Origin of the sequence: Desulfovibrio desulfuricans DSM 642, assembly GCF_000420465.1 — a bacterium.
Taxonomy (GTDB): domain Bacteria; phylum Desulfobacterota; class Desulfovibrionia; order Desulfovibrionales; family Desulfovibrionaceae; genus Desulfovibrio; species Desulfovibrio desulfuricans.
This window is the reverse complement of record NZ_ATUZ01000015.1, coordinates 62040-81874: the sequence shown is the minus strand read 5'-3', so window position 1 is coordinate 81874 and position 19835 is coordinate 62040. Positions and strand designations below refer to the sequence as shown.

At 59.4% G+C, this 19835-nt stretch carries 15 protein-coding genes; 4 read left to right on the top strand and 11 right to left on the bottom strand.

Going from position 1 to position 19835, the window contains the following annotated elements; all coding sequences use genetic code 11:
• Window positions 1-15: 15 nt before the first annotated feature.
• The 11 genes from G449_RS0110200 to G449_RS0110145 all read right to left on the bottom strand — a co-directional run bounded on the left by G449_RS0110200 (window position 16) and on the right by G449_RS0110145 (window position 13568).
• Window positions 16-504, bottom strand: coding sequence for a thermonuclease family protein (locus G449_RS0110200; RefSeq protein WP_022659211.1), 489 nt, complete (start codon window positions 502-504; stop codon window positions 16-18).
• A gap of 122 nt (window positions 505-626) precedes the next feature.
• Window positions 627-2858 carry a ferrous iron transport protein B gene (gene feoB, locus G449_RS0110195; RefSeq protein ID WP_022659210.1) on the bottom strand — a complete coding sequence of 744 codons (2232 nt, stop codon included), beginning with the start codon at window positions 2856-2858 and terminating at the stop codon, window positions 627-629.
• A 479-nt stretch (window positions 2859-3337) separates the two neighbouring features.
• Window positions 3338-3613 carry a DUF2325 domain-containing protein gene (locus tag G449_RS0110185; RefSeq protein WP_022659208.1) on the bottom strand — a complete coding sequence of 92 codons (276 nt, stop codon included), beginning with the start codon at window positions 3611-3613 and terminating at the stop codon, window positions 3338-3340.
• Window positions 3614-3821: 208 nt separating this feature from the next.
• Window positions 3822-4589 carry a tryptophan synthase subunit alpha gene (gene trpA, locus G449_RS0110180; protein ID WP_022659207.1) on the bottom strand — a complete coding sequence of 256 codons (768 nt, stop codon included), beginning with the start codon at window positions 4587-4589 and terminating at the stop codon, window positions 3822-3824.
• A 2-nt stretch (window positions 4590-4591) separates the two neighbouring features.
• Window positions 4592-5785 (bottom strand): tryptophan synthase subunit beta, encoded by a 1194-nt coding sequence (gene trpB / locus G449_RS0110175; protein WP_022659206.1) that lies wholly within the window; start codon window positions 5783-5785, stop codon window positions 4592-4594.
• On the bottom strand, window positions 5782-6414 hold the full coding sequence (locus G449_RS0110170; RefSeq protein ID WP_022659205.1) for a phosphoribosylanthranilate isomerase: 633 nt from the start codon (window positions 6412-6414) through the stop codon (window positions 5782-5784). Before G449_RS0110170 ends, trpB begins: the two co-directional genes overlap by 4 nt.
• Window positions 6408-7241, bottom strand: coding sequence for an indole-3-glycerol-phosphate synthase (locus tag G449_RS0110165; protein WP_022659204.1), 834 nt, complete (start codon window positions 7239-7241; stop codon window positions 6408-6410). The genes G449_RS0110170 and G449_RS0110165 overlap by 7 nt, the downstream gene beginning before the upstream one ends.
• Complete coding sequence (trpD, locus tag G449_RS0110160) at window positions 7231-8823, bottom strand: anthranilate phosphoribosyltransferase (RefSeq protein ID WP_022659203.1); 1593 nt, start codon at window positions 8821-8823, stop codon at window positions 7231-7233. Before trpD ends, G449_RS0110165 begins: the two co-directional genes overlap by 11 nt.
• Window positions 8804-10261 (bottom strand): anthranilate synthase component I family protein, encoded by a 1458-nt coding sequence (locus tag G449_RS0110155; protein ID WP_022659202.1) that lies wholly within the window; start codon window positions 10259-10261, stop codon window positions 8804-8806. Before G449_RS0110155 ends, trpD begins: the two co-directional genes overlap by 20 nt.
• A gap of 345 nt (window positions 10262-10606) precedes the next feature.
• Window positions 10607-12799 (bottom strand): glutamine synthetase III family protein, encoded by a 2193-nt coding sequence (locus tag G449_RS0110150; RefSeq protein WP_022659201.1) that lies wholly within the window; start codon window positions 12797-12799, stop codon window positions 10607-10609.
• A 346-nt stretch (window positions 12800-13145) separates the two neighbouring features.
• Complete coding sequence (locus G449_RS0110145; RefSeq protein WP_022659200.1) at window positions 13146-13568, bottom strand: FKBP-type peptidyl-prolyl cis-trans isomerase; 423 nt, start codon at window positions 13566-13568, stop codon at window positions 13146-13148.
• Between the two features lie 412 nt (window positions 13569-13980).
• On the opposite strand from G449_RS0110145, the gene lysA reads away from it, so the two are divergent.
• The 4 genes from lysA (at window position 13981) to dsrA (ending at window position 19828) form a co-directional block, all read left to right on the top strand.
• On the top strand, window positions 13981-15249 hold the full coding sequence (gene lysA, locus G449_RS0110135; RefSeq protein ID WP_022659198.1) for a diaminopimelate decarboxylase: 1269 nt from the start codon (window positions 13981-13983) through the stop codon (window positions 15247-15249).
• 1 nt (window position 15250) lies between these two features.
• Window positions 15251-16663 carry an MATE family efflux transporter gene (locus tag G449_RS0110130; protein ID WP_022659197.1) on the top strand — a complete coding sequence of 471 codons (1413 nt, stop codon included), beginning with the start codon at window positions 15251-15253 and terminating at the stop codon, window positions 16661-16663.
• Window positions 16664-16750: 87 nt separating this feature from the next.
• The gene (locus G449_RS0110125) at window positions 16751-17644 is read left to right on the top strand and encodes a DUF2156 domain-containing protein (protein WP_022659196.1); all 894 of its coding nucleotides are present in this window, start codon (window positions 16751-16753) and stop codon (window positions 17642-17644) included.
• Between the two features lie 870 nt (window positions 17645-18514).
• A complete protein-coding gene (gene dsrA, locus G449_RS0110120) occupies window positions 18515-19828 on the top strand; it encodes a dissimilatory-type sulfite reductase subunit alpha (protein WP_022659195.1) in 1314 nt (437 codons plus the stop codon).
• Window positions 19829-19835: the final 7 nt, after the last annotated feature.

The following is a 19835-nucleotide window of genomic DNA, read 5'->3' as shown; positions in this document are numbered from 1 at the left end:
GGTTACGGCGGCGTGTCAGCGGGTCCATTGCCAGGGGGGGGTGCCAATGTTCAGCCCCCAAATTCCACGCCTGTCCAATACCGCCTGATGTTCCTGAATAAGCCAGCGGCGGCAAAAAATAGCCCTGCACTTCTGCCTGTCCACCCAGGCCAGACCTTCCATCACCAGCTTGTAGTTGACGGAATCACCGCCCACCTGCACAAGCGCGGTAATGGGGCCAGCTTCGAGCTGCCCCACGTCTTCAACGTCCACTTTGGCCCCCTTGGGCATCATGCGCTGCAAATAGGCCAGCGCCTGAGGCCCGTAAGGCTGCCTGAGACTGGGAGCTTCAATGCCGTAAAAAACCAGCACCTTCTCCGGTTCTTCACTGTCTTTCTTGGTGCTGACTGAAACGGTATTGCCGTCTTCCACTCTTACCACATACGCATTCCACGTTGTAGCCGCAGCAGCGGGAGACACAGCCAGAACCATAAGGATTATACTTGCAAAAAGCCGGTTGAGCATTGCTGAACCCCTCGGTAAAGGCCTGCAAATGTGCGCCAGCAGATAATGCCTGTGCCGCCAGACCTTTGTCAAGGCAGGCGGCACAGGCATCAAGGAGGGGAATCAGAAATCAGACAGTGGCGCTATCCCCAGACAGTGCGTCCTATCTGGTAGGCGGCTGTGGCTACAGCAAAAGCCAGAGCTGTATTGAACACTATGCTGAACGCCACCCAGCCCCAGCTGCCAGCCTCTTGCCGAATGACCACCAGGGCCACAAAGCAGGGGGAATACAGCAGTACGAAGAGCATCAGGGAAAGCGCCGTGGCCTTTGACCATGCTTCATCACCCTTGAGGCGCTCCGCCAGGGGGGCGGCATCTTCGGGATCCTGGTCGCCCATGGCGTAGGCAGTGCCCATGGTGGCCACAACAGCTTCCTTGGCGGCCACACCGGCCAGCAGGGCTATGTCTGTGCGCCAGTCAAAACCCATGGGGCGCGTGGCAGGTTCCACGGCCTTGCCAAGACGGCCAGCCATGGAGAAGGACAAGGCTTCTTCCTTAAGTTCGTTGCGCACGTTGCCGAGTTCTTCTTCAATGGGCGCGCGGGCTTCGTCACCCTCAGGGATGGCCGCGATCTTTTCTTCAAGCTGGGCGATCTGGGCGTCAAAGGGGGCGGACTTGTCTTCCGGCAGACCGGGGAAAGTCATGGCGGCCCAGATCAGGATGGAAATGGCCACCAGTACGGTACCGGCCTTCTTGAGGTACATCCAGGCACGTTCCCAGCAGTGCAGCAAAAGGCTCATGAGGGTAGGCATGCGGTACGGGGGCAGCTCCATAACAAAGGGAGTGGCCTCGCCCTTGACGATGGAAGAGCGCAGCAGGCGCGCCACCAGCAGAGCCATAACCCAACCGGTTATCATGATAAGAAACATGACGGTGGGGGCATTGTCAGGAAAGAATGCCCCGGCCAGCAGCAAGAACACGGGCAGCTTTGCGCCGCAGGTCATGTAAGGCAGCGTCAGCAGGGTTGCCAGTTTTTCCTTGGGGCTGCGCAGGGTACGGGTTGCCATGACGCCGGGGATGGCGCAACCGCCCGCAATACCGCCAGCGATAATATAGGGCATGACCGATGCGCCGTGCAGGCCGAAAAAGCGGAAGATGCGGTCCATCATGTAGGCCACGCGGGCCATGTAGCCGCTGTCTTCCATAAAGGAGATGAGCGCAAACATGATGAGGATGAGGGGCACAAAGCTGACCACGCCGCCAACACCCGCAAGGATACCGTCCACGATCAGCGACTGGGCAAAGCCCTCTGGCAGCAGGGTTGTGCAGGTTTCGCCAAGCCAGGCGAACCCATCCTCAACCCATCCCTGCGGGTATGCGCCGAGCGTAAACGTTACCTGAAACATGAGGTAGAGCACGCCGATCATGAGCAGCGGCCCAAGAAAGGCGTTGGTGAGCACCTTGTCCAGCTTGTCGGAAAGGGCCAGACGGTCCTTGCCGGCATCCTGAGTCACGATGCCATCGCGCAGCAGGCTGCGGATAAAGCCGTACCGGTAATCGGTGATGATGGATTCAAGATTGGCGTTGAGCGTGCTGCGCACATGAGCGGCAGCCTTTTTACGCATACCCTCAAGCTCTTCGGCCAGCGCGGCATTGGCGGCGCGAACCTCGCTCATGATTTCGCTGTCGCCTTCAAGCATCTTGAGGGCAACCCAGTGAGGCATATATTGGGGGGCCAGCAGGCCGTTGTCGGCAATGCTCTTTTCCATGTCCAGCAGCACGGGATCAATATCACTGCCGTAAGAAATACGCAGGGCGTTGGCCTTGCCTTCCTGCGCCAGCTTCATGGCAACGGCCATGGCATCATCCAGGCCTTCGCCAGAGCGGGCCACCATGGGCAACACCGGGATGCCCAGCAGCTCACTAAGGCGCTCCATATCTATATGGATGCCTGCGGCGCGGGCTTCGTCCATCATATTGCAGCCAAGCACCACGGGGATGCCCATTTCGAGCAGCTGCACGGTAAGCAGCATGTTGCGCTCAAGGGCCGAGGCGTCCACAACGTCAATAACGGCCTGCACATTGCCAGCCGCCAACTCGCGGCGCGCCACCAGCTCTTCCATGGAATAGGCGGTCAGCGAGTACGTTCCGGGCAGGTCAACCACGGTAACCTGCTTGCCGCCCACGGTGATGTGTCCTTCTTTTCTGTCAACCGTGACACCGGGATAGTTGCCCACATGCTGGCGCGCGCCAGTGTAGCCGTTGAAAACTGTTGTTTTACCGCAGTTGGGATTGCCAGCAAGAGCTATCCGCAGCTTTCCATCAGCGTTGAAATTGGCATCATCGGGATTATTAAACTGCCGAACCGCGCTCATGCACGAACCTCCCCATGCTATAAACAGACTGACGCCGCACGTACGACATCCCAGCCATTACCGCGAACAAAAATTTGTCCATACCAGCCTTCCTGCCAGCAGCCTTGCCGTCAAACGGCTTGTCTTACCTGACCCTTTTCGATCCTGCCGAAGGGTCGGATACAACACGCTGCTCAAAAAATTGAAATTCAATTCCAAAGTCCTGATTGATTTAGCTACCTGCCCACCAAATGTCAAGCTATGGATACTAATTTTCCGCAACTTTACTCCAACCCGGTCGGCCATGAGCAAAACACCCGCGAACTTTTCAAACGTTCCTGACCAAACTTTCCCGGCCAGATTTCCCCGCACAGACTTTCCCTCGCAGAGACGGTCGCTCACAGTGCCCTGCAAAAAGGGAGGCCGCCGACCTTGGTCAGCGGCCTCCCTTCCCTTCACCGGGTTGGCAGTTCTGCATTAGAGAGCGCTCCTTCAGCAGCCTATGCGCCCTTGAGGCATTCACGCAGGGAAGACACGCCGCACGAATGAACCATTTGCAGAGGAATGTTGCGCGAGCGCGCCACCTGCACGGCCTTGCGCTTGGCTTCGTGCGAAATTTTGTTGGTGAACACGATCATGGCGTCAGGGTTGCCGATTTTGTCCACAAAATTGCGCTCATTGCGGGTAATGAACTTCAGGGAATGCCCGTCCTGCTCCGCCGCTGCCATGTAATCTTTTTTCAGTCGGTCCATACCGCCTATCAGGGTTACGCACATATGATCCTCCGTCTTTTGCCGCACAGTTCAATCTTGCGCGGGTGGGTTGCTCTGTGCCCTTCTTTTAATTGAAAACGATTTTCAAAGTCAAGTAGTCTGAACCATTTTTTTGAAAATAAATTTCAATTCAAATAACAAAGGCGCTCTCCCCTACGGAAAAGCGCCCTCATTTTGTGCATAAGACGATAAATACAGCTTCTATTTCCAGCTACTTCCAGCGGGCCAGAAATTCGGCGGCGCTGTTGCCCGCATCGATATGCTTGAGCAGGGCGCTGCCGAAAACAACGGCGTCGGGCCGCGCATCGGGCGAAAGGGCCTCAAGCTGCGAAGGCTCGCGCAGGCCAAAGCCAAGCGCCAGCGGCAGCTTGAAGGCGGAACGCGCACGGCGCATGGTCACAGCCACCTGAGGCGCAAGGTCGTTGCGCTCGCCAGTGATGCCCATGACCGAAACCACGTACACATAGCCTTCACCCACGCTGTTGTAGAGGGCCATGCGCTCCGCGCTGGTATTGGGGCCAACCAGGGGAATGAGGGCAATACCTTCTTTTTTCAGGGCTTCGCGCAGCGGCCCGGCTTCTTCATAGGGCAGATCAGGCACGATAAAACCATGCACGCCGCCGCGCGCGGCATCCCGCGCCAGCTTTTCGTAGCCATATTGCAGAAAAGGATTCAGGTAGCCCATGAGCACCACGCCAGCCTGAATAAGCCCCTTGCGTTCAATGAGTTCTTCCAGAATGCCGCGCAGGCTTACGCCATCGCTCAGGGCGCGGCGCGAGGCGTCTTCCACCACCGGGCCATCTGCCACAGGGTCGGAAAAGGGCACGCCGATTTCGATAATATCCGCGCCGCCTTCGTCCAGTTCCATCAGCGTGGGCCAGAAGGTGGACTGATCGGGAAAGCCCGCCGTCAAAAAGGGAATCAGTGCCGGACGACCGGCCGCCTTGGCATCGCGGATTTTCTGTTCAAGAATATTCATGACTACACCTCTTCCTGGCCCTGCGCCGCAAAGCCCAGCGCCTTGTTGACAATGCCCAGATCCTTGTCGCCGCGACCAGACAGGTTCACCACCACCTGATCGCCCTTTTTGAATTCCTGCGGGTGGTCGAACACCCAGGCGAGAGCGTGCGAAGATTCAAGCGCGGGCAGGATGCCCTCTGCGCGGCACAGGCGCTGGAAGGCATTGAGCGCGTTGGCGTCCTTGACCATGCCGTAATGGACGCGCCCGATTTTTTGCAGCCACGAATGTTCCGGCCCCACACCGGGATAATCCAGCCCGGCAGAAATGGAGTGCGAGGGTTCAACCTGACCGTCTTCGTTTTGCAGCAGCATGCTGTACGCGCCGTGCAGAACACCTGGGGTGCCAAGATTCAGCGGGGCGGAATTGAAGCAGCCGGTCTCGCCCGTGCCTGCCGCCTCCACGCCGATGATGCGCACGCTGGCGTCATCCACAAAGGGATGGAACATGCCGATGGCGTTGGAGCCGCCGCCCACGCAAGCCACCACGGCATCAGGCAGCCGCCCGGTTCTTTCCAGCATCTGGGCGCGGGTTTCGCGGCCAATCACGCTTTGCAGCATGCGCACCAGCTTGGGGAAAGGGTGCGGCCCGGCAGCGGTGCCAAAGCAGTAGTGGGTTGTTTTCTGGCTGCCGATCCAGGCGCGCAATGCCTCATTGATGGCGTCCTTGAGGGTACGGGTGCCGCTTTCCACCGCATGCACGGTGGCGCCCAGCAACTTCATGCGCATGACGTTGGGAGCCTGCCGCACCACGTCTTCCGCACCCATATAGATGGTGCATTCCATGCCCAGCCTGGCGGCTGCCGCAGCCGTGGCAACGCCGTGCTGACCCGCGCCGGTTTCCGCCACCAGGGCTGTTTTGCCCATATATTTGGCAAGCAGGGCCTGCCCAAGGGTGTTGTTGACCTTGTGCGCGCCCGTGTGCAGCAGATCCTCGCGCTTGAGCCACAGGTCAAAACCAAGCTCGCCCGAAAGCGTGGGGCAATAGGTCAGCGGCGTTTCGCGCCCGGCATAATTGAACAGCAGGTCTTTCAGCTCTGCCTGAAACTTTTCGGTGGGATAAATGTCGCGCATGGCCGCTTCCACTTCCATAAGGGGCGGCATAAGCAGTTCGGGAACAAAGCAGCCGCCGAACTCGCCAAAGTAACTGTCTTTCATAGCGAATACCCATTGCCTTTGGAGTTTGCGGCCATAAATGCAGCCGCCATTTTTTCCCTGTTTTTACACCCCGGCGCGTCTTCCACGCCGGAATTGAAATCCACCCCGGCAGGCGCGCACATGCCTACGGCCATTGCCACGTTGGCTGCGCTCAATCCCCCGGCAAGCAGCCAGGGATGCGCCGGGCGCAGGCTGGCCAGATCCGACCAGTCCAGTTTGTGCCCGCTCCCACCGCCTTTCAGCCCCGCATCAAGCAGGTAATAGGCGCAGGCTTCGGCATTGCGTTGTAAATCATTGTACAGCAAAGCACGGTGGGTGTAACGGTCGGGCCAGAGCACCCGAATGACGCGCTCCGCGCCGATGGTGCGGGCGCATTCCACACTCTGGTGACCGTGCAGTTGCGCGTAATCAAGCCGGGCTTCGTCCATGATGCGCCGGATTTCGTCCGAGCCCTGATTCACAAAAACGCCCACCCGCAGCATGGAGCCACTGTCCAAGGCTGCCGCCTGAGCAACCGTCACGCCGCGCGGGCTGCGAGGATGAAAGATAAAACCGCACATGGCAGCACCAAGGCTGGCCGCATGGTCAACATCCTCTTGCCGTGTGAGGCCGCAGAACTTGATCAGCATGTGCAATCTCCATCAGTTTTGACCGTGGCTCCCAGCATGGCCGCCAAGGCCTCGCCCGGAGCGCCGCCTTCCATCAGGGCGCTGCCCACAAGGGCGGCGTGATACCCCGCAGATGCCGCTGCCCGCAGATGCTCCGCGCTGCACATGCCGCTGGCTGCAATCCACAGTTCGCCATTGACGGGCGGGCAGGCCTGTATCAGTTGCAGGCAGGCATCGCGATCCACCGCAAGGCTTTCCAGATCGCGGGCATTGACCTGTATGATGCGCGCCCCGCTCTCACGGGCAAGGCGCAGATCTTCGGCATCAAATATTTCCACCACAGCCTGGATGCCGTAGCCCTCCGCCTGTTCACGCAGGGCGCGCAAGGTCGCGGCGTCCGGCGTCAGCCGCACAATGAGCAGCAGGGCTGAGGCTGGCGTGGCTGCCGTGGCCCGCACCTGCAAAGGATCAAAAATAAAATCCTTGCGCAGCAGAGGCGCGGGCGGCCCATTGTAGAGCGCCGGGGCAGCGGCGCGGGCCAGATATTCCAGCCGCCCGCGAAAAAAGGTTTCTTCCGTCAGCACCGACACGGCGCTGGCCCCTGCGGCGGCATACTGACGCGCCACATCTTCCACATCCAGACTCTCGCAGATCACGCCGCGTGAAGGCGAGGCACGCTTATACTCCGCCACCACCGCCAGAGGGCAGCCCGGCGCACGGAGAGTTAAGGCCGCAGCAAAATCTGGCCGCTGCCCTTCATACACCGCTGGCAGAACGCCCTGAGCTTCCAGAGCTCGCAGGGTCTCGACCTCAGCCTCCTTGGCTTTGCGAAAACGCTCAAGCAGCATTGAGCACCTTCCTGCCCACACCCGCGCTCACGGCCTCGCGGGCGCGGGCCATGCACAGGGCCATATCCATCTTTTCTTCCAGCAGATAGATGGCAAGCCCCACGTTGAGCACCACCATGTCCATCATGGCGCGCGGCCCCTGCCCGTTGAGAATATCATTGAGCACGGCCACGGCTTCTTCCTTGCCGCTCACGGCCAGATCTTCCACAGTGCAGGATGCAATGCCGAATTCCTGCGGGTCAAGCATCATGGGCGTCACCTTGCCATTGTGCAGCAAGGCCATCTTGGTGGGGCCGATAGGCGTTACCTCGTCATAATTGCCCGAGCCACAGACCACGGCGGCGCGGTGCAGGGGCGACTGCATGAGGGTTTCGGCCACCAGCTCAACCAGTTCGGGCCGCGCCACGCCCATGAGCAGATGGCTGGGCCGCGCCGGGTTGATCATGGGGCCAAGAATGTTGAACAGGGTACGCACGCCCATCTCCTTGCGCACAGGGCCGATATTGGCAAAGGAAGGATGGAAGTACGGGGCAAAGATAAAGGCGAAATTGCGCTTTTTGACCATCTCGGCCACAGAGGCGGGGTCTTTTTCCAGCGTGATGCCGAGGGCTTCCAGAGCATCCGCGCTGCCGCACTTGGACGAAACCGCCCGGTTGCCGTGCTTGACCACCCTGTAGCCCATGCCTGCCAGAATGAGAGAAGAGGCCGTGGAGCAGTTGAAGGAATTGCGTCCATCCCCGCCGGTGCCCACCACATCGATGGTTGTTCCCGAAATGCCGTCCACGCGCACGGCGCGGGCCAGTGCGGCGCGCGTGGCGTGGGCCAGTTCAAGGGCGCTCTCGCCCTTCATGCGCAGCCCCATGAGGAAACCGCCCGCCTGCGCCGGAGTCATCTTGCCGTCCATGAGGGCTGCAAAACCCGCCGCCGCCATTTCGGCGGAGAGGTTTTCCCTGCGGGCCAGACGCTCCAGAATACCGGAGAAGTCGGAGGTTTCCGCGCCTGTGCCGAGGATGCTCTGCGGGAAGTTGCCCAGCAGGCGCAGGCCGTCCGGCGTAAGCACGGACTCGGGGTGGAACTGCACCCCCACCCACGGGCGGTCATTGTAGCGCAGGGCCATAACTTCGCCTTCGGGTGCGCGGGCAGTGACCGTAAAGCGGGGGTTTTCCGCGTCTTCATCGGCGCGTACCACAAGGGAGTGGTAGCGGCCCACGCGCATGGGGTTGGGCAGGCCCAAAAACATGCCCGTGCCGTCGTGCACGATTTCAGACTGTTTGCCGTGCATGATGCACGGGCCGACCTCAACCTTGGCCCCGGCATGCAGCCCCAAAAGCTGATGCCCAAGGCACACGCCCAGCACGGGAATGCGCGGGCTGAGGCGTTTGAGGAACTCCGGGCAAAGCCCCGCATCGGCGGGATGCCCCGGCCCTGGCGAAATGCAGACCATGGAAAGCTCGGGATTCACCGCCATGTCCAGCACGGCGGGGTCATCGTTGCGCAGCACCACGGGCTTGTGGCCCAAGGCGTAAAAAGCCTGCACAAGATTGTAGGTAAAGGAATCGTAATTATCGATGAGCAGAAACATATTCTTCGTCCTCCGCACGCAGGGCCAGGCGCATGATGGCTGATTTGTTGCACACTTCCTTCCATTCCAGATCGGGATCGGAGTCATGCACGATGCCTCCGCCCGCCTGCCAGAAGAGCTTGCCGTCACGCATCCACATGCTGCGGATGGTGATGCCTGTATCAAGGTTCACACTGTCCTTGTCCAGACCGAGCCAGCCGATGCAGCCAGCGTAGGGGCCACGCGCGCGGCCTTCCACCTCGCGGATGATTTCCATGGCCCGCACCTTGGGCGCGCCCGAAACCGTACCCGCCGGGAAGGTGGCCGCCAGCACGTCCAGAGCGTCCAGGCCTTCCTCAAGCCGGGCGCTGACCCGGCTGGTGAGGTGCATGACGTGGGAGTAGCGCTCAACTTCCATATAGCGTTCCAGATTCACCGAGCCGGGCTGGGCCACGCGGCCAAGGTCGTTGCGGCCAAGGTCTACCAGCATGACGTGCTCGGCGCGTTCCTTGGGGTCGTCACGCAGCTCGGCGGCAAGGGCGGCGTCTTCAAGGTCGTCCGCGCCGCGTTTGCGCGTGCCTGCAATGGGCGAAAGCTGCAAATGCCCCGCCGTGCAACGCACCATGACCTCAGGCGAGGAGCCGAAAAGCGTCAGATCGGGAAAGCGCATGTAGAACATATAGGGCGAGGCGTTGAACCGGCGCATGCGGCGGTACAGTTCAAAGGGATTGCCCTCAAAAGGCGTGGAAAACCGCACGGAAGGCACAACCTGAATGGCCTCGCCCTGGCGCAGCATCTCCTTGATGCGGCGCACGTAATCCTTATAACCTTCTTCACCGGGTTCGGCGCAGACGTTATCGGGATTGATGCGCACCCCACCGGCCTGCCCCGTGGCGCGGGCTTCCAGCGATTCTCGCGAGCTTTGCAGCGCGCGGTGTTCGCCCAGGCTCACCTGACAGAGCCGGTTATACAGATGGTCGAACACAAGCACGGTTGACGGCAGCATGAGCAGGCAGTCGGCCTCGCTCTGCGGCATGACCGGGGCCAGCTTGGGGTTGAACAGGCCAGCCATGCCAAATCCAAGATACCCGTAAAGAGCGCGGGTAATAGGCGGCAGATTTGTGATATTGGCCGGGCCAGCTATGGTCAGCGCAGCCATGAGCGCCCGCAGGCCGTCCACAAAGGGTTTGCCCTCAAAGCGCGCCAGAGGCGTTAAGATGTCGTTGCGGATGTCCAGCGCAAGCTTGCCATCGCGGCAGGAGATGAACAAAGCCGCATCGCAGGCCAGAATGCTGTAACGGCCCCAGCGACCATCCACCTCGGCGCTTTCAAGCAAGATGCCGTTACCGGCCCCGACCATGCCCATGAACAGGCTGATGGGCGTGTCCATATCCGCTGGCAACCAGCGGGCGGTTTGTTGCAGCGTCAGCATATGCTGCGCATCACCGTTCTCTTTCATCTGGCGCATCCTTTGGGTTTTTGTGCCTGAAAAACAAAAAACGCCGCCTCCCTTGGGGAGACGGCGTCTACTTACGACAATGCCAACGTACCGGAACTATTAAGCCCGCACGTCTCCCCCACGCAGTTGGATGCGCCACCACCAGCCTTTGAAGCTGTTAGAAATGGTGTTGGAGAAAACGTTCATATAAATGCCTAGTTCCTTATGTTTCAAGTCACACTACGCATCCAGCCGCAGGCTGTCAACAACGCAGAGCGGTTTTTCAGTAAATTTCCGTTACAGCATCAGCTATGGCAAGCGGGAGGGCGCGCCCGAACCGGCTTTGCCCTCCCCTGTCCTACAGGCCTACTTGCCGAACAGAATTTCCTGATAGTTGGGCAACGCCCACAGGTCGTCAGCCACGCGCACTTCAAGCATGTCTGCGTAGCGGCGCACTTCAACCATGCGGGGCAGCACATATTCGCGGTAGCTCAGGGCGGCTTCAAAGCCGTAGCCCAGGCTGTCCGCCTTGGCCAGCACTTCTTCAAGCTGGCCGCAGGCATCCTGCATGAGGCGCAGATTTGAAGTGATTTCGGCCAGGGTCACAGTTTTGGGATCCTTGCCGATGGCGCGCATATTGGCTGCCGTGGCGGCCAGTTCACCCTGATAGCGCATGCCCGCAGGGTAAATGATGGTATTGGCCATGCGGATAACCAGATTGGCCTCGGTGCGCACGGTTTTGCAGTACTGCTCAAGGTAAATTTCCTGCCGCGCCTTGAGTTCGGCCCTGTTGAGCACGCCCGCCTTTTCATAAAGGTTGACCACTTCGGGCTTGGTCAGCTCGGCCAGAGCCTCGGGGGTGGTGCGCAGGTTGGGCAGGCCACGGCGCTCGGCTTCCTTGTGCCACACTTCGGAGTAGCCGTCGCCATTGAAGATAACGGCGCTGTGCTCGTCAATGACATGGCTGATAAAGGATTCCAGAGCCTGATTGAAGGTCTTGCCCTGAGCCAGTTCCTTTTCAAGCCAGTCGGCTGCAAAGCCCAGCGAATCGGCCATCATGGTGTTGAGGGCGGTGATGGAACCCGCCGCAGACTGGCTGGAGCCAAGCGCGCGGAACTCGAACCTGTTGCCGGTAAAAGCCACGGGGCTTGTGCGGTTGCGGTCGCCGGGATCGGCGGGCAGCGGCGGCAGCGTATCCACGCCCAGATTGAGGGCGCGGCCTGTGCGGCCACCGGCGGCGTTTTCAACGCGTCCGGCGCGGAAGGCTTCAAACACTTCCGTCAGCTGATCGCCGAGGAAGATGGACATGATGGCCGGCGGAGCCTCGTTGGCGCCCAGACGGTGATCGTTGCTGGCGCTGGCGACCGTTGCGCGCAGCAGACCGCCGAACTTGTGCACGGCGCGGATCATGGCGGCGCAGAACACCAGGAACTTGGCGTTGGCATGCGGGGTTTCGCCGGGATCAAACAGGGTGCCCAGTTCCGCATTGCCGATGGAATAGTTCAGGTGCTTGCCCGAGCCGTTCACGCCCGCAAAGGGCTTTTCGTGCAGCAGGCACTTGAGGCCGTAGCGCTTTGCCACGTTGCGCAGCTTGGCCATGATGATGTGGTTGTGGTCAACCGCAAGGTTGCTCACCTCAAAGAGGGGCGCAATTTCGTACTGGCTGGGGGCCACTTCGTTGTGGCGGGTGCGCACGGGCACGCCCAGCTTGTACAGTTCGCGCTCCACTTCCATCATGTACGAAAGCACACGCTGGGGGATAACGCCAAAGTACTGGTCGCTGAATTCCTGTCCCTTGGCCGGACGCGCGCCAAACAGGGAACGCCCGGCGATCTGGAGGTCGGGACGCGCAAAATTGAAGTTGTGGTCAATGCAGAAGTATTCCTGCTCAAGCCCGGCGTAGGAAACAATGGGCAGCGGCGTGTCTTCGCCAAAGAGCGCCAGCACGCGGTGCGCCTCGCGGTTCAGGGCCTGGCCGGAACGCAGCATGGGCGTTTTTTTGTCCAGTGCAACACCCGTCCACGAAAGGAACATGGTGGGGATGCACAGGAATGTGCCGTTGGGGTTCTCCATGATGTAGGCGGGGCTGGTCACATCCCATGCGGTGTAGCCGCGCGCCTCAAAGGTGGAGCGCAGGCCGCCGGAGGGGAAGGAAGAAGCGTCAGGTTCGCCGCGAATGAGCATGGAGCCGGAAAATTCCGCGATCACGCCGCCCGCGCCGTCAGGCATCAGGAAGCTGTCGTGCTTTTCGGCAGTCTGCCCGGTGAGGGGATAAAAAATGTGGGTAAAATGGGTGGCACCCTTTTCAATGGCCCAGTCTTTCATGACTGCGGCAACGGTATCGGCGATGGCGGGGTCCATGCGTTCGCCGAATTCAATGGTTTTGCGCAGCGCCTTGTACACGCTCTTGGGCAGGCGTTCGCGCATGATGCGGTCATTGAACACGTTGCACCCGAAAATATCAGTGGGTTTGGTGTCCACGAAATTCAGGGGGGCCGCTTCGGGTTTGTAGGTGGTGATGGCCTCAATGGCGCTTTGTCTGGCGGATTTGCTGCTCATGGACGAACCTCGCGTTCAGGGCTGACGCAGTGTTGGGGGTGCCGATATTCCCGCTTATGGCGGTTGGATTTATGCCGCTGCATGCAAACCGCAAAACGCCCGCGCCCGTGCTGCCCTGGCGCACGCGGACAAGGGGGGCTGTTGCAGAGGCCTTGCGGACGCCGTGCAGACGCCCGCACCAAAGCCATAATCTCCGGGCCTGACCATGAAGGCCAGGCCCGGAACAGTGTACTCTAACGGAACGCGCCCTGGAACTGCCCGCCACCACACAAAGCCAGCCGAGCGGAATCAATCAACACGGCCAATAAGGCAGCGGCAAAGCCGGAAGCGCGAACCAGAAACCGCTTTAGCTCACGCTCACGATTTCGATTTCAAACGTCAGCGTCTTGCCAGCGAGGGGGTGATTGGCGTCAAGGGTGATTTCGTCCGCGCCAACTTCGGTGATGGTCACGTCCATCTGGCCCTGCTCGTTGGAGAGCTGCAACGGCACGCCCACGTTCAGGGGAATATGGTCGGGCACCTGGGCGCGAGGAACGGTGAACACCAGTTCGGGATCAGCCTCGCCGTAGGCATCATCAGGCGCAACGGTCACGGTAACGGTTTCGCCCGCTTCGTGACCATCAACGGCGGATTCAAAACCCGGGATCAGCATACCCTTGCCCATCACGAATTCCAGGGGTTCGCGCTCACGCGAAGAGTCGAACACCGTGCCATCGTCAAGGGTACCCGTGTAATGCGCGCGCACCGTATCGCCTTTTTTAATAGGCATAACTACTCCATTGCAGTGTGTGTGGGCGGTCTGCGGCAGTGTGCCGCATTGTCGGCAGAAGCTGCCAGGGCAGAAACCCGCCCGCGAAAATAATAACGCCCGATAATAAAGTGCAAGCAAAACACGCCGGGGGCCTTCTGTCAATCTGCAACGTTGCCGCAAATGCCTCCAATTCCCCTGCCAGAGCGGGTTTGCTGGCTTTGATCTTTTGCGTGCCATTGCGATAAAAATACAACTGCCGCAGTTGCATCCCCCCCTGACGCGACACGGCTGTCACCCCGCCGTTACAGCCGCTTGCAGGCTTGACAGAGTGCCATACGACACTAATAATCAGCAATTGCTCTCAACGGGAAAACCCCGCTCTTGTTCGGGCGGCACACGCAATCTTTCAGAGGTATCTCAGAGGTATTTTATGTCCGATATCCGCTCCACGTACACCGACGAATGCAATTTTTATGGCCGCCACACCCCCCGCGAGCTGGCTGAAACCTTCGGCACCCCTCTCTATGTATACAATGAGAACGTGCTGCGGCAGCGTTGCCGCGACCTTATGGGGCTTTCCAAACACCCCGGTTTCGGCGTGAACTATTCTGTCAAGGCCAATGCGACCCCCGCCCTGCTGCGCATAGTGCGCGAAGAAGGGCTGGTGGTGGACGCGATGAGCCCCGGCGAACTGTACATGGACGAGCTGGCCGGTTTTACGCCCGCCGAAATTCTGTACATTTCCAACAACAATTCTGAAGCCGAGCTGAAAAACGCCGTTTCGCGCGGGCTGCTTATCAGTGTGGATTCTCTTTCACAGCTTGATACCCTTGGCCGCATCAACAAGGGCGGCAAGGTCATGGTGCGCTTTAACCCCGGCATTGGCGCTGGTCACCATGCCAAGGTCATCACAGCTGGCAAGGACACCAAGTTCGGCGTCACCCCCGACAAGCTGGACGAAGTTTTTGCCCTGCTTGAAAAGCACGACCTCACGCTGGCTGGCATCAACCAGCACATCGGCTCGCTCTTTATGGAACCCGACGGCTACCTTGATGCCGCCGAAGTGCTGCTGCACCTTGCCGACCGCCTGCCCGCCAGCATGCTGGCAAAGCTTGAAGTCATCGACTTTGGCGGCGGCTTTGGCATTCCCTACCACAAGTACGAGGGGCAGGCCCGCCTGAGCATGACCGACCTTGGCGAACACCTGCACGCCCTCATTGCGGGCTGGTCTGAAAAATCCGGTTACAAAGGCCGTTTTCTTGTGGAGCCGGGCCGCTATGTGGCCGCAGAATGCTGCGTGCTGCTGGGCACCGTGTTTGCCGTCAAAAACAATGGCGACAAGCGCTACGTAGGCACAAATCTGGGCTTCAACGTGCTTGTGCGCCCCGCCATGTACGATTCCTTCCACGATGTGGAAATCTACGGTGCCGACACGCAGGCCCGCAACAACATGGTGCAGACCATTGTGGGCAATATTTGCGAAAGCGGCGATATCCTTGCCAAGGAACGCGAACTGCCCGTTATGCGCGAGGGAGATGTGCTTGGGGTACTTGACGCCGGAGCTTATGGATTTACTATGGGTTCCAACTACAACCAGCGTCGTCGCCCCGCTGAAGTTCTCATTCAAAGCGACGGCACTGCCAAACTTATCCGCCGCCGCGAAACCCTTGAGGATCTTGCGCGATGCCTGATGGATTAATGTGACACAATTACGCGGCGCATCCGCGCAGCAGGCCCGGCCCGCGCCCGACCTGAGCACTTCCCCCCGCGCGGTCTGGCGGTTGACCTGGCCCCAGATGCTCATGATGTACCTTATGTTCTTCATGGGCTTTGTGGCTGTATGGGTTGCCGGACAGATCAGCGCGGACGTTCAGGCGGCGCTGGGCATGGTGAACCAGTGCAGCATCCTGCTGATGGTGGTTGCCATGGCTGTTTCAAGCGGAGCAACTGCGGCTGTGAGCCAGTCGCTGGGCGCGCTTAAAGTCATGCGCGCCCAGCGTTATATCGGCACAACAGTTATCGGCTGCATGGGGCTTGGCCTTCTTGTGGCCCTGGCAGCCGCCCTTTTCAGCGATGGCATACTGCGCGTGCTCATGGTGCCTGACAGCATCATGCCGCAAACCCGCGAAATGTGGGCCGCCAGCATGCTTGGGCTGCCTGCGCAGTATCTGTACGCGTCAACCGGGGTCATGTTTCGCGCCACGCGCCAGGTTTTGCCGCCCCTGTGGGTTGCTTCCGGCGTGTGTCTGTGCAACCTGCTGGCCTGCCTTGGCCTTGGGCTCGGCTGGTTTGGCATGCCCAACATGGGCTATATGGGCCTGATCTGGGCAAACGTGGGCGCGCAGTATCTTGGTGCTGTGTGCAACTGTGTGCTGCTGGCGCATTCCGGCTATCTGAGCCGCAAATCCCTGCCCTCGTTGCGCTGGCTCCGCGCTGGCCTGCCCTACCTGCTCAAGGTGGCCCTGCCCGCAGGCGCGGCGCAGATCGTATGGCAGTCCGGCTACATGATGCTGTTTGTTCTGGTGGCGTCACTGCCCTCCGACAGCGTCAACGCACTGGCCGGTCTCAATGCCGGTTTGCGGGTGGAGGCCCTGCTGTTTCTGCCGGGCATGGCCTTCAACATGAGCGTGGCCGTGCTGGTGGGCAACAGCCTTGGCGCGGGCAAATCCGCCGAGGCCCGGCGCGTGGCCCTCAATATGGTGACGCTTGCGGCTGTGGCCATGAGCTTTATGGCCGCCCTGCTCTGGCCCTTCCGGCAGGAGGTGGCCCACCTGCTCTCGCAGGAGCCGGGCACGCAAGCGCAAATTGTGAGCTACCTTACCTACAACCTGCTCTCCACGCCCTTTTCCATCGCAAGCACTGTGATGGGCGGCGTGATGACGGGAGCCGGTGCCACCAAGTACAACCTCATGATTTTTGGCGGCAGTTTCTGGTTGGTGCGCCTGCCCTTGGGCTGGCTGCTTGGTCACATGCTCTGGGGCACGGCCTCGGGCGTATTTGTGGCCATGCTCGTATCCCAGATTCTGCAAACCAGCATCATGCTTTATGTGGTGCTTTTCAGCGACTGGACGCGCTTTGCCATGAGCCGCTGCCGTCAGCCGCAAACCCCGTAAATACCGCCCGAGAGGCCGCAACTGCGGCACCTTGGCATGCGCCCGCGCACTGTCTGCATTTGCGCATTGAGACGCGAGGAGACGATTGTGAGCAAGACCTTTACCCCTGTCAGTCTGGATGCACGCCAACAGTATTACGAACTGTGGGGCCGCACCCCCCAGCGTTCACTGGACTACACCCTGGCAAACCTGTGGGGCTGGCAGGATTACTACGGGCTTGAATGGTGCTTTGAGGACAACCTCTGCTGGATCCGCCAGACCCGGCCCTATGCCGTGTGCTGGGCCCCTGTGGGCGACTGGAACGCGGTGTCGTGGAAGGATCTGCTGCCCTGCGGATTCAATCCCGAGGCCCACAACATCAACCGCGTGCCGGAAAAGCTGCTGGAAATCTGGCAGCGCGAACTGCCCGGCCTTGTGGATGCGGAAGAAGACCGCGGCCAGTGGGAATACCTGTACAAACAGGAAGAACTGGCGGAACTGCCGGGCAACCGCTTTCATAAAAAGAAAAATCATCTCAACAGCTATGTGAAGACCTATGGTCAGCCGGATTACCACACGCTGGACGATGCCATGGTTGAAGACGTGCTGGCTGTGCAGGACGACTGGTGCCAGTGGCACGAATGCGAGGAATCGCCTTCGCTCAGGGCCGAGAACGAAGCCATCAACCGTGTGCTCAGCCACTGGAACTGTTTTACCGGGCTTGTGGGCGGTTCGCTCTATGTGGACGGCAAGATGGTGGCCTTCAGCGTAGGTGAAAATCTGGACGGCGCAAACCTTGGCGTGCATTACGAAAAAGGCCTCAACGGCTTCAAGGGCGTGTACCAGACCATCAACTGCCTGTTCTCGCGCAACGCTGGCGCGGGATTTACCTACATCAACCGGGCGCAGGATCTGGACGAAGAAGGCCTGCGTCAGGCCAAGATGACCTACCTGCCTGCCGACTTTCTGCGCAAGTACAAGGTGCGCATCCGCAAAAGCTGACGTTTGGCAGCCGCGCCGGAGTGTGGGGAACAATCCCTGCTCACCGCTCTTCAGGCCCGAAAGACATAAAACCGCGCAGCCGTCCTTTATCAGAGGCGGTGTGCGCGGTTTTCTATTTGTGCGGCCTTGCGTTTTTTGCTACTTGCCCGGTGCACAAGGCAGTTGGGGAATTCCCATTGGCAGGCACCAAAAAAAATGCAAAACCCCGACGGAAGCCGGGGAATTGCACGAAAAAAACAGTTGAGGTGGTTGAATCATGCCATAATTGGTATTCCTGTCAACATGAGATACCAGTAGACAAAAAATAACCTTACCTTCACATTTGTCTGCCTGTGACACCCTGCCTTGAAAATTTTTAATCTGCAATATTAATCTGATACGTGGCATGCGCAGATGTGCCCTTCAGGCCCCATCAGAAAAAATATCGCCTCCCGCCTCCCCTGAAAAAAAATATTTTTTAGCCCACCTCCCCCTCAGATTCCAGAGCCAATCAAGCAACCGACCATATCCCCACGCAGAGCATCAGCCCTTAAACACAGCAATATTTGCGTAAAAACAACGAAATTTCGTTTTTATTTATGAAATATCATTTTTACCAAGAGCGATTGATGAGTAGAGAATACGGCAACACACCGCAATTAAAGGAATAATATGTAACGGCTTGGTTTTTGAATACTACGGCCCAATGATGCTGCTCCCCCACACAATGGGGAAAGCATATTGGGCTGAAGCTGGCAAAAGGAAACCACGGAGACTGAGCGGGCAACTTGCCGTGCTTTGCACAGCTTCCGGTGGCATTTGATTTTGCTCGATCAATGTCTGGCTTTGTGCTCTGGGCTGGACAGAACAATGAACTTTTGAGGTGTGATGATGTCAAAATTCGCAACGCCGCAGTTGGATCAGCTTGAATCCGGTCCATGGCCGAGCTTTGTATCCGATATCAAGCAGGAAGCTGCGCATCGCGCGGCCAATGCCAACAATGTCGAGTATCAGATCCCTGTGGACTGCCCTGAAGACCTTCTGGGTGTGCTTGAGCTTTCCTACAACGAAATGGAAACACACTGGAAGCACGGCGGCATCGTGGGTGTGTTCGGTTACGGCGGCGGCGTTATCGGCCGTTACTGCGACCAGCCCGAAATGTTCCCCGGCGTGGCGCACTTCCACACCATGCGTGTGGCCCAGCCTTCCGGCAAGTACTACCACAGCAAGTTCCTGCGCGACCTGTGCGATATTTGGGATCTGCGTGGTTCTGGTCTGACTAACATGCACGGTTCCACCGGCGATATCGTGCTGCTCGGTACCCAGACCCCCCAGCTGGAAGAAATCTTCCACGAACTGACCCACAAGATGAATGTCGACCTGGGTGGTTCCGGCTCCAACCTGCGTACGCCTGAAGCCTGCCTTGGCCAGTCGCGCTGCGAATATGCCTGCTACAACACGCAGGACATGTGCTACCAGCTGACCATGGACTATCAGGACGAACTGCACCGTCCCGCCTTCCCCTACAAGTTCAAGTTCAAGTTCGACGGTTGCCCCAACGGCTGCGTGTGCGCCATGGCGCGTTCCGACTTTGCCGTTGTCGGTACCTGGAAGGACGACATCAAGATCGACCAGGACGCCGTGAAGGGCTACGTGGGCGGCGAATTCGCCCCCAACGCCGGCGCTCACTCCGGTCGCGACTGGGGCAAGTTCGACATCCAGAAGGAAGTCGTTGATCTGTGCCCCTCCAAGTGCATGAAGTGGGACGGCTCCAAGCTTTCCATCAAGACCGCCGACTGTGTGCGCTGCATGCACTGCATCAACACCATGCCCCGCGCTCTGCACATCGGTGACGAACGCGGCGCGAGCATCCTCGTGGGCGCCAAGGCCCCCGTGGTGGACGGCGCCCAGATGGGTTCGCTGCTCGTGCCCTTCGTTTCCTGTGAAGCCCCTTACGATGACGTGAAAGAAGTCATCGAAAAGATTTGGGACTGGTGGATGGAAGAAGGCAAGAACCGCGAGCGCGTGGGTGAAACCATGAAGCGCCTGTCGTTCCAGAAGCTGCTGGAAGTCACCGACACTCCCGCCGCTGCCTACCATGTGAAGGAACCGCGTTCCAACCCGTACATCTTCTTCAAGGAAGAAGAAGTGCCCGGCGGCTGGAACCGTGACCTCGCTGCTTACCGCAAACGCCATCAACGCTAGTCAAAGG

Coding starts and splice junctions, on each gene's coding strand:
- G449_RS0110150 (WP_022659201.1), bottom strand. CDS start 12,799: ATGAGCAGCAAATCCGCCAGACAAAGCGCCATTGAGGCCATCACCACC.
- G449_RS0110155 (WP_022659202.1), bottom strand. CDS start 10,261: ATGAAAGAGAACGGTGATGCGCAGCATATGCTGACGCTGCAACAAACC.
- lysA (WP_022659198.1), top strand. CDS start 13,981: ATGTCCGATATCCGCTCCACGTACACCGACGAATGCAATTTTTATGGC.
- trpB (WP_022659206.1), bottom strand. CDS start 5,785: ATGAAAGACAGTTACTTTGGCGAGTTCGGCGGCTGCTTTGTTCCCGAA.
- G449_RS0110185 (WP_022659208.1), bottom strand. CDS start 3,613: ATGTGCGTAACCCTGATAGGCGGTATGGACCGACTGAAAAAAGATTAC.
- trpD (WP_022659203.1), bottom strand. CDS start 8,823: ATGTTTCTGCTCATCGATAATTACGATTCCTTTACCTACAATCTTGTG.
- G449_RS0110200 (WP_022659211.1), bottom strand. CDS start 504: ATGCTCAACCGGCTTTTTGCAAGTATAATCCTTATGGTTCTGGCTGTG.
- G449_RS0110170 (WP_022659205.1), bottom strand. CDS start 6,414: ATGCTGATCAAGTTCTGCGGCCTCACACGGCAAGAGGATGTTGACCAT.
- G449_RS0110165 (WP_022659204.1), bottom strand. CDS start 7,241: ATGCTGCTTGAGCGTTTTCGCAAAGCCAAGGAGGCTGAGGTCGAGACC.
- trpA (WP_022659207.1), bottom strand. CDS start 4,589: ATGAATATTCTTGAACAGAAAATCCGCGATGCCAAGGCGGCCGGTCGT.
- feoB (WP_022659210.1), bottom strand. CDS start 2,858: ATGAGCGCGGTTCGGCAGTTTAATAATCCCGATGATGCCAATTTCAAC.
- dsrA (WP_022659195.1), top strand. CDS start 18,515: ATGTCAAAATTCGCAACGCCGCAGTTGGATCAGCTTGAATCCGGTCCA.
- G449_RS0110145 (WP_022659200.1), bottom strand. CDS start 13,568: ATGCCTATTAAAAAAGGCGATACGGTGCGCGCGCATTACACGGGTACC.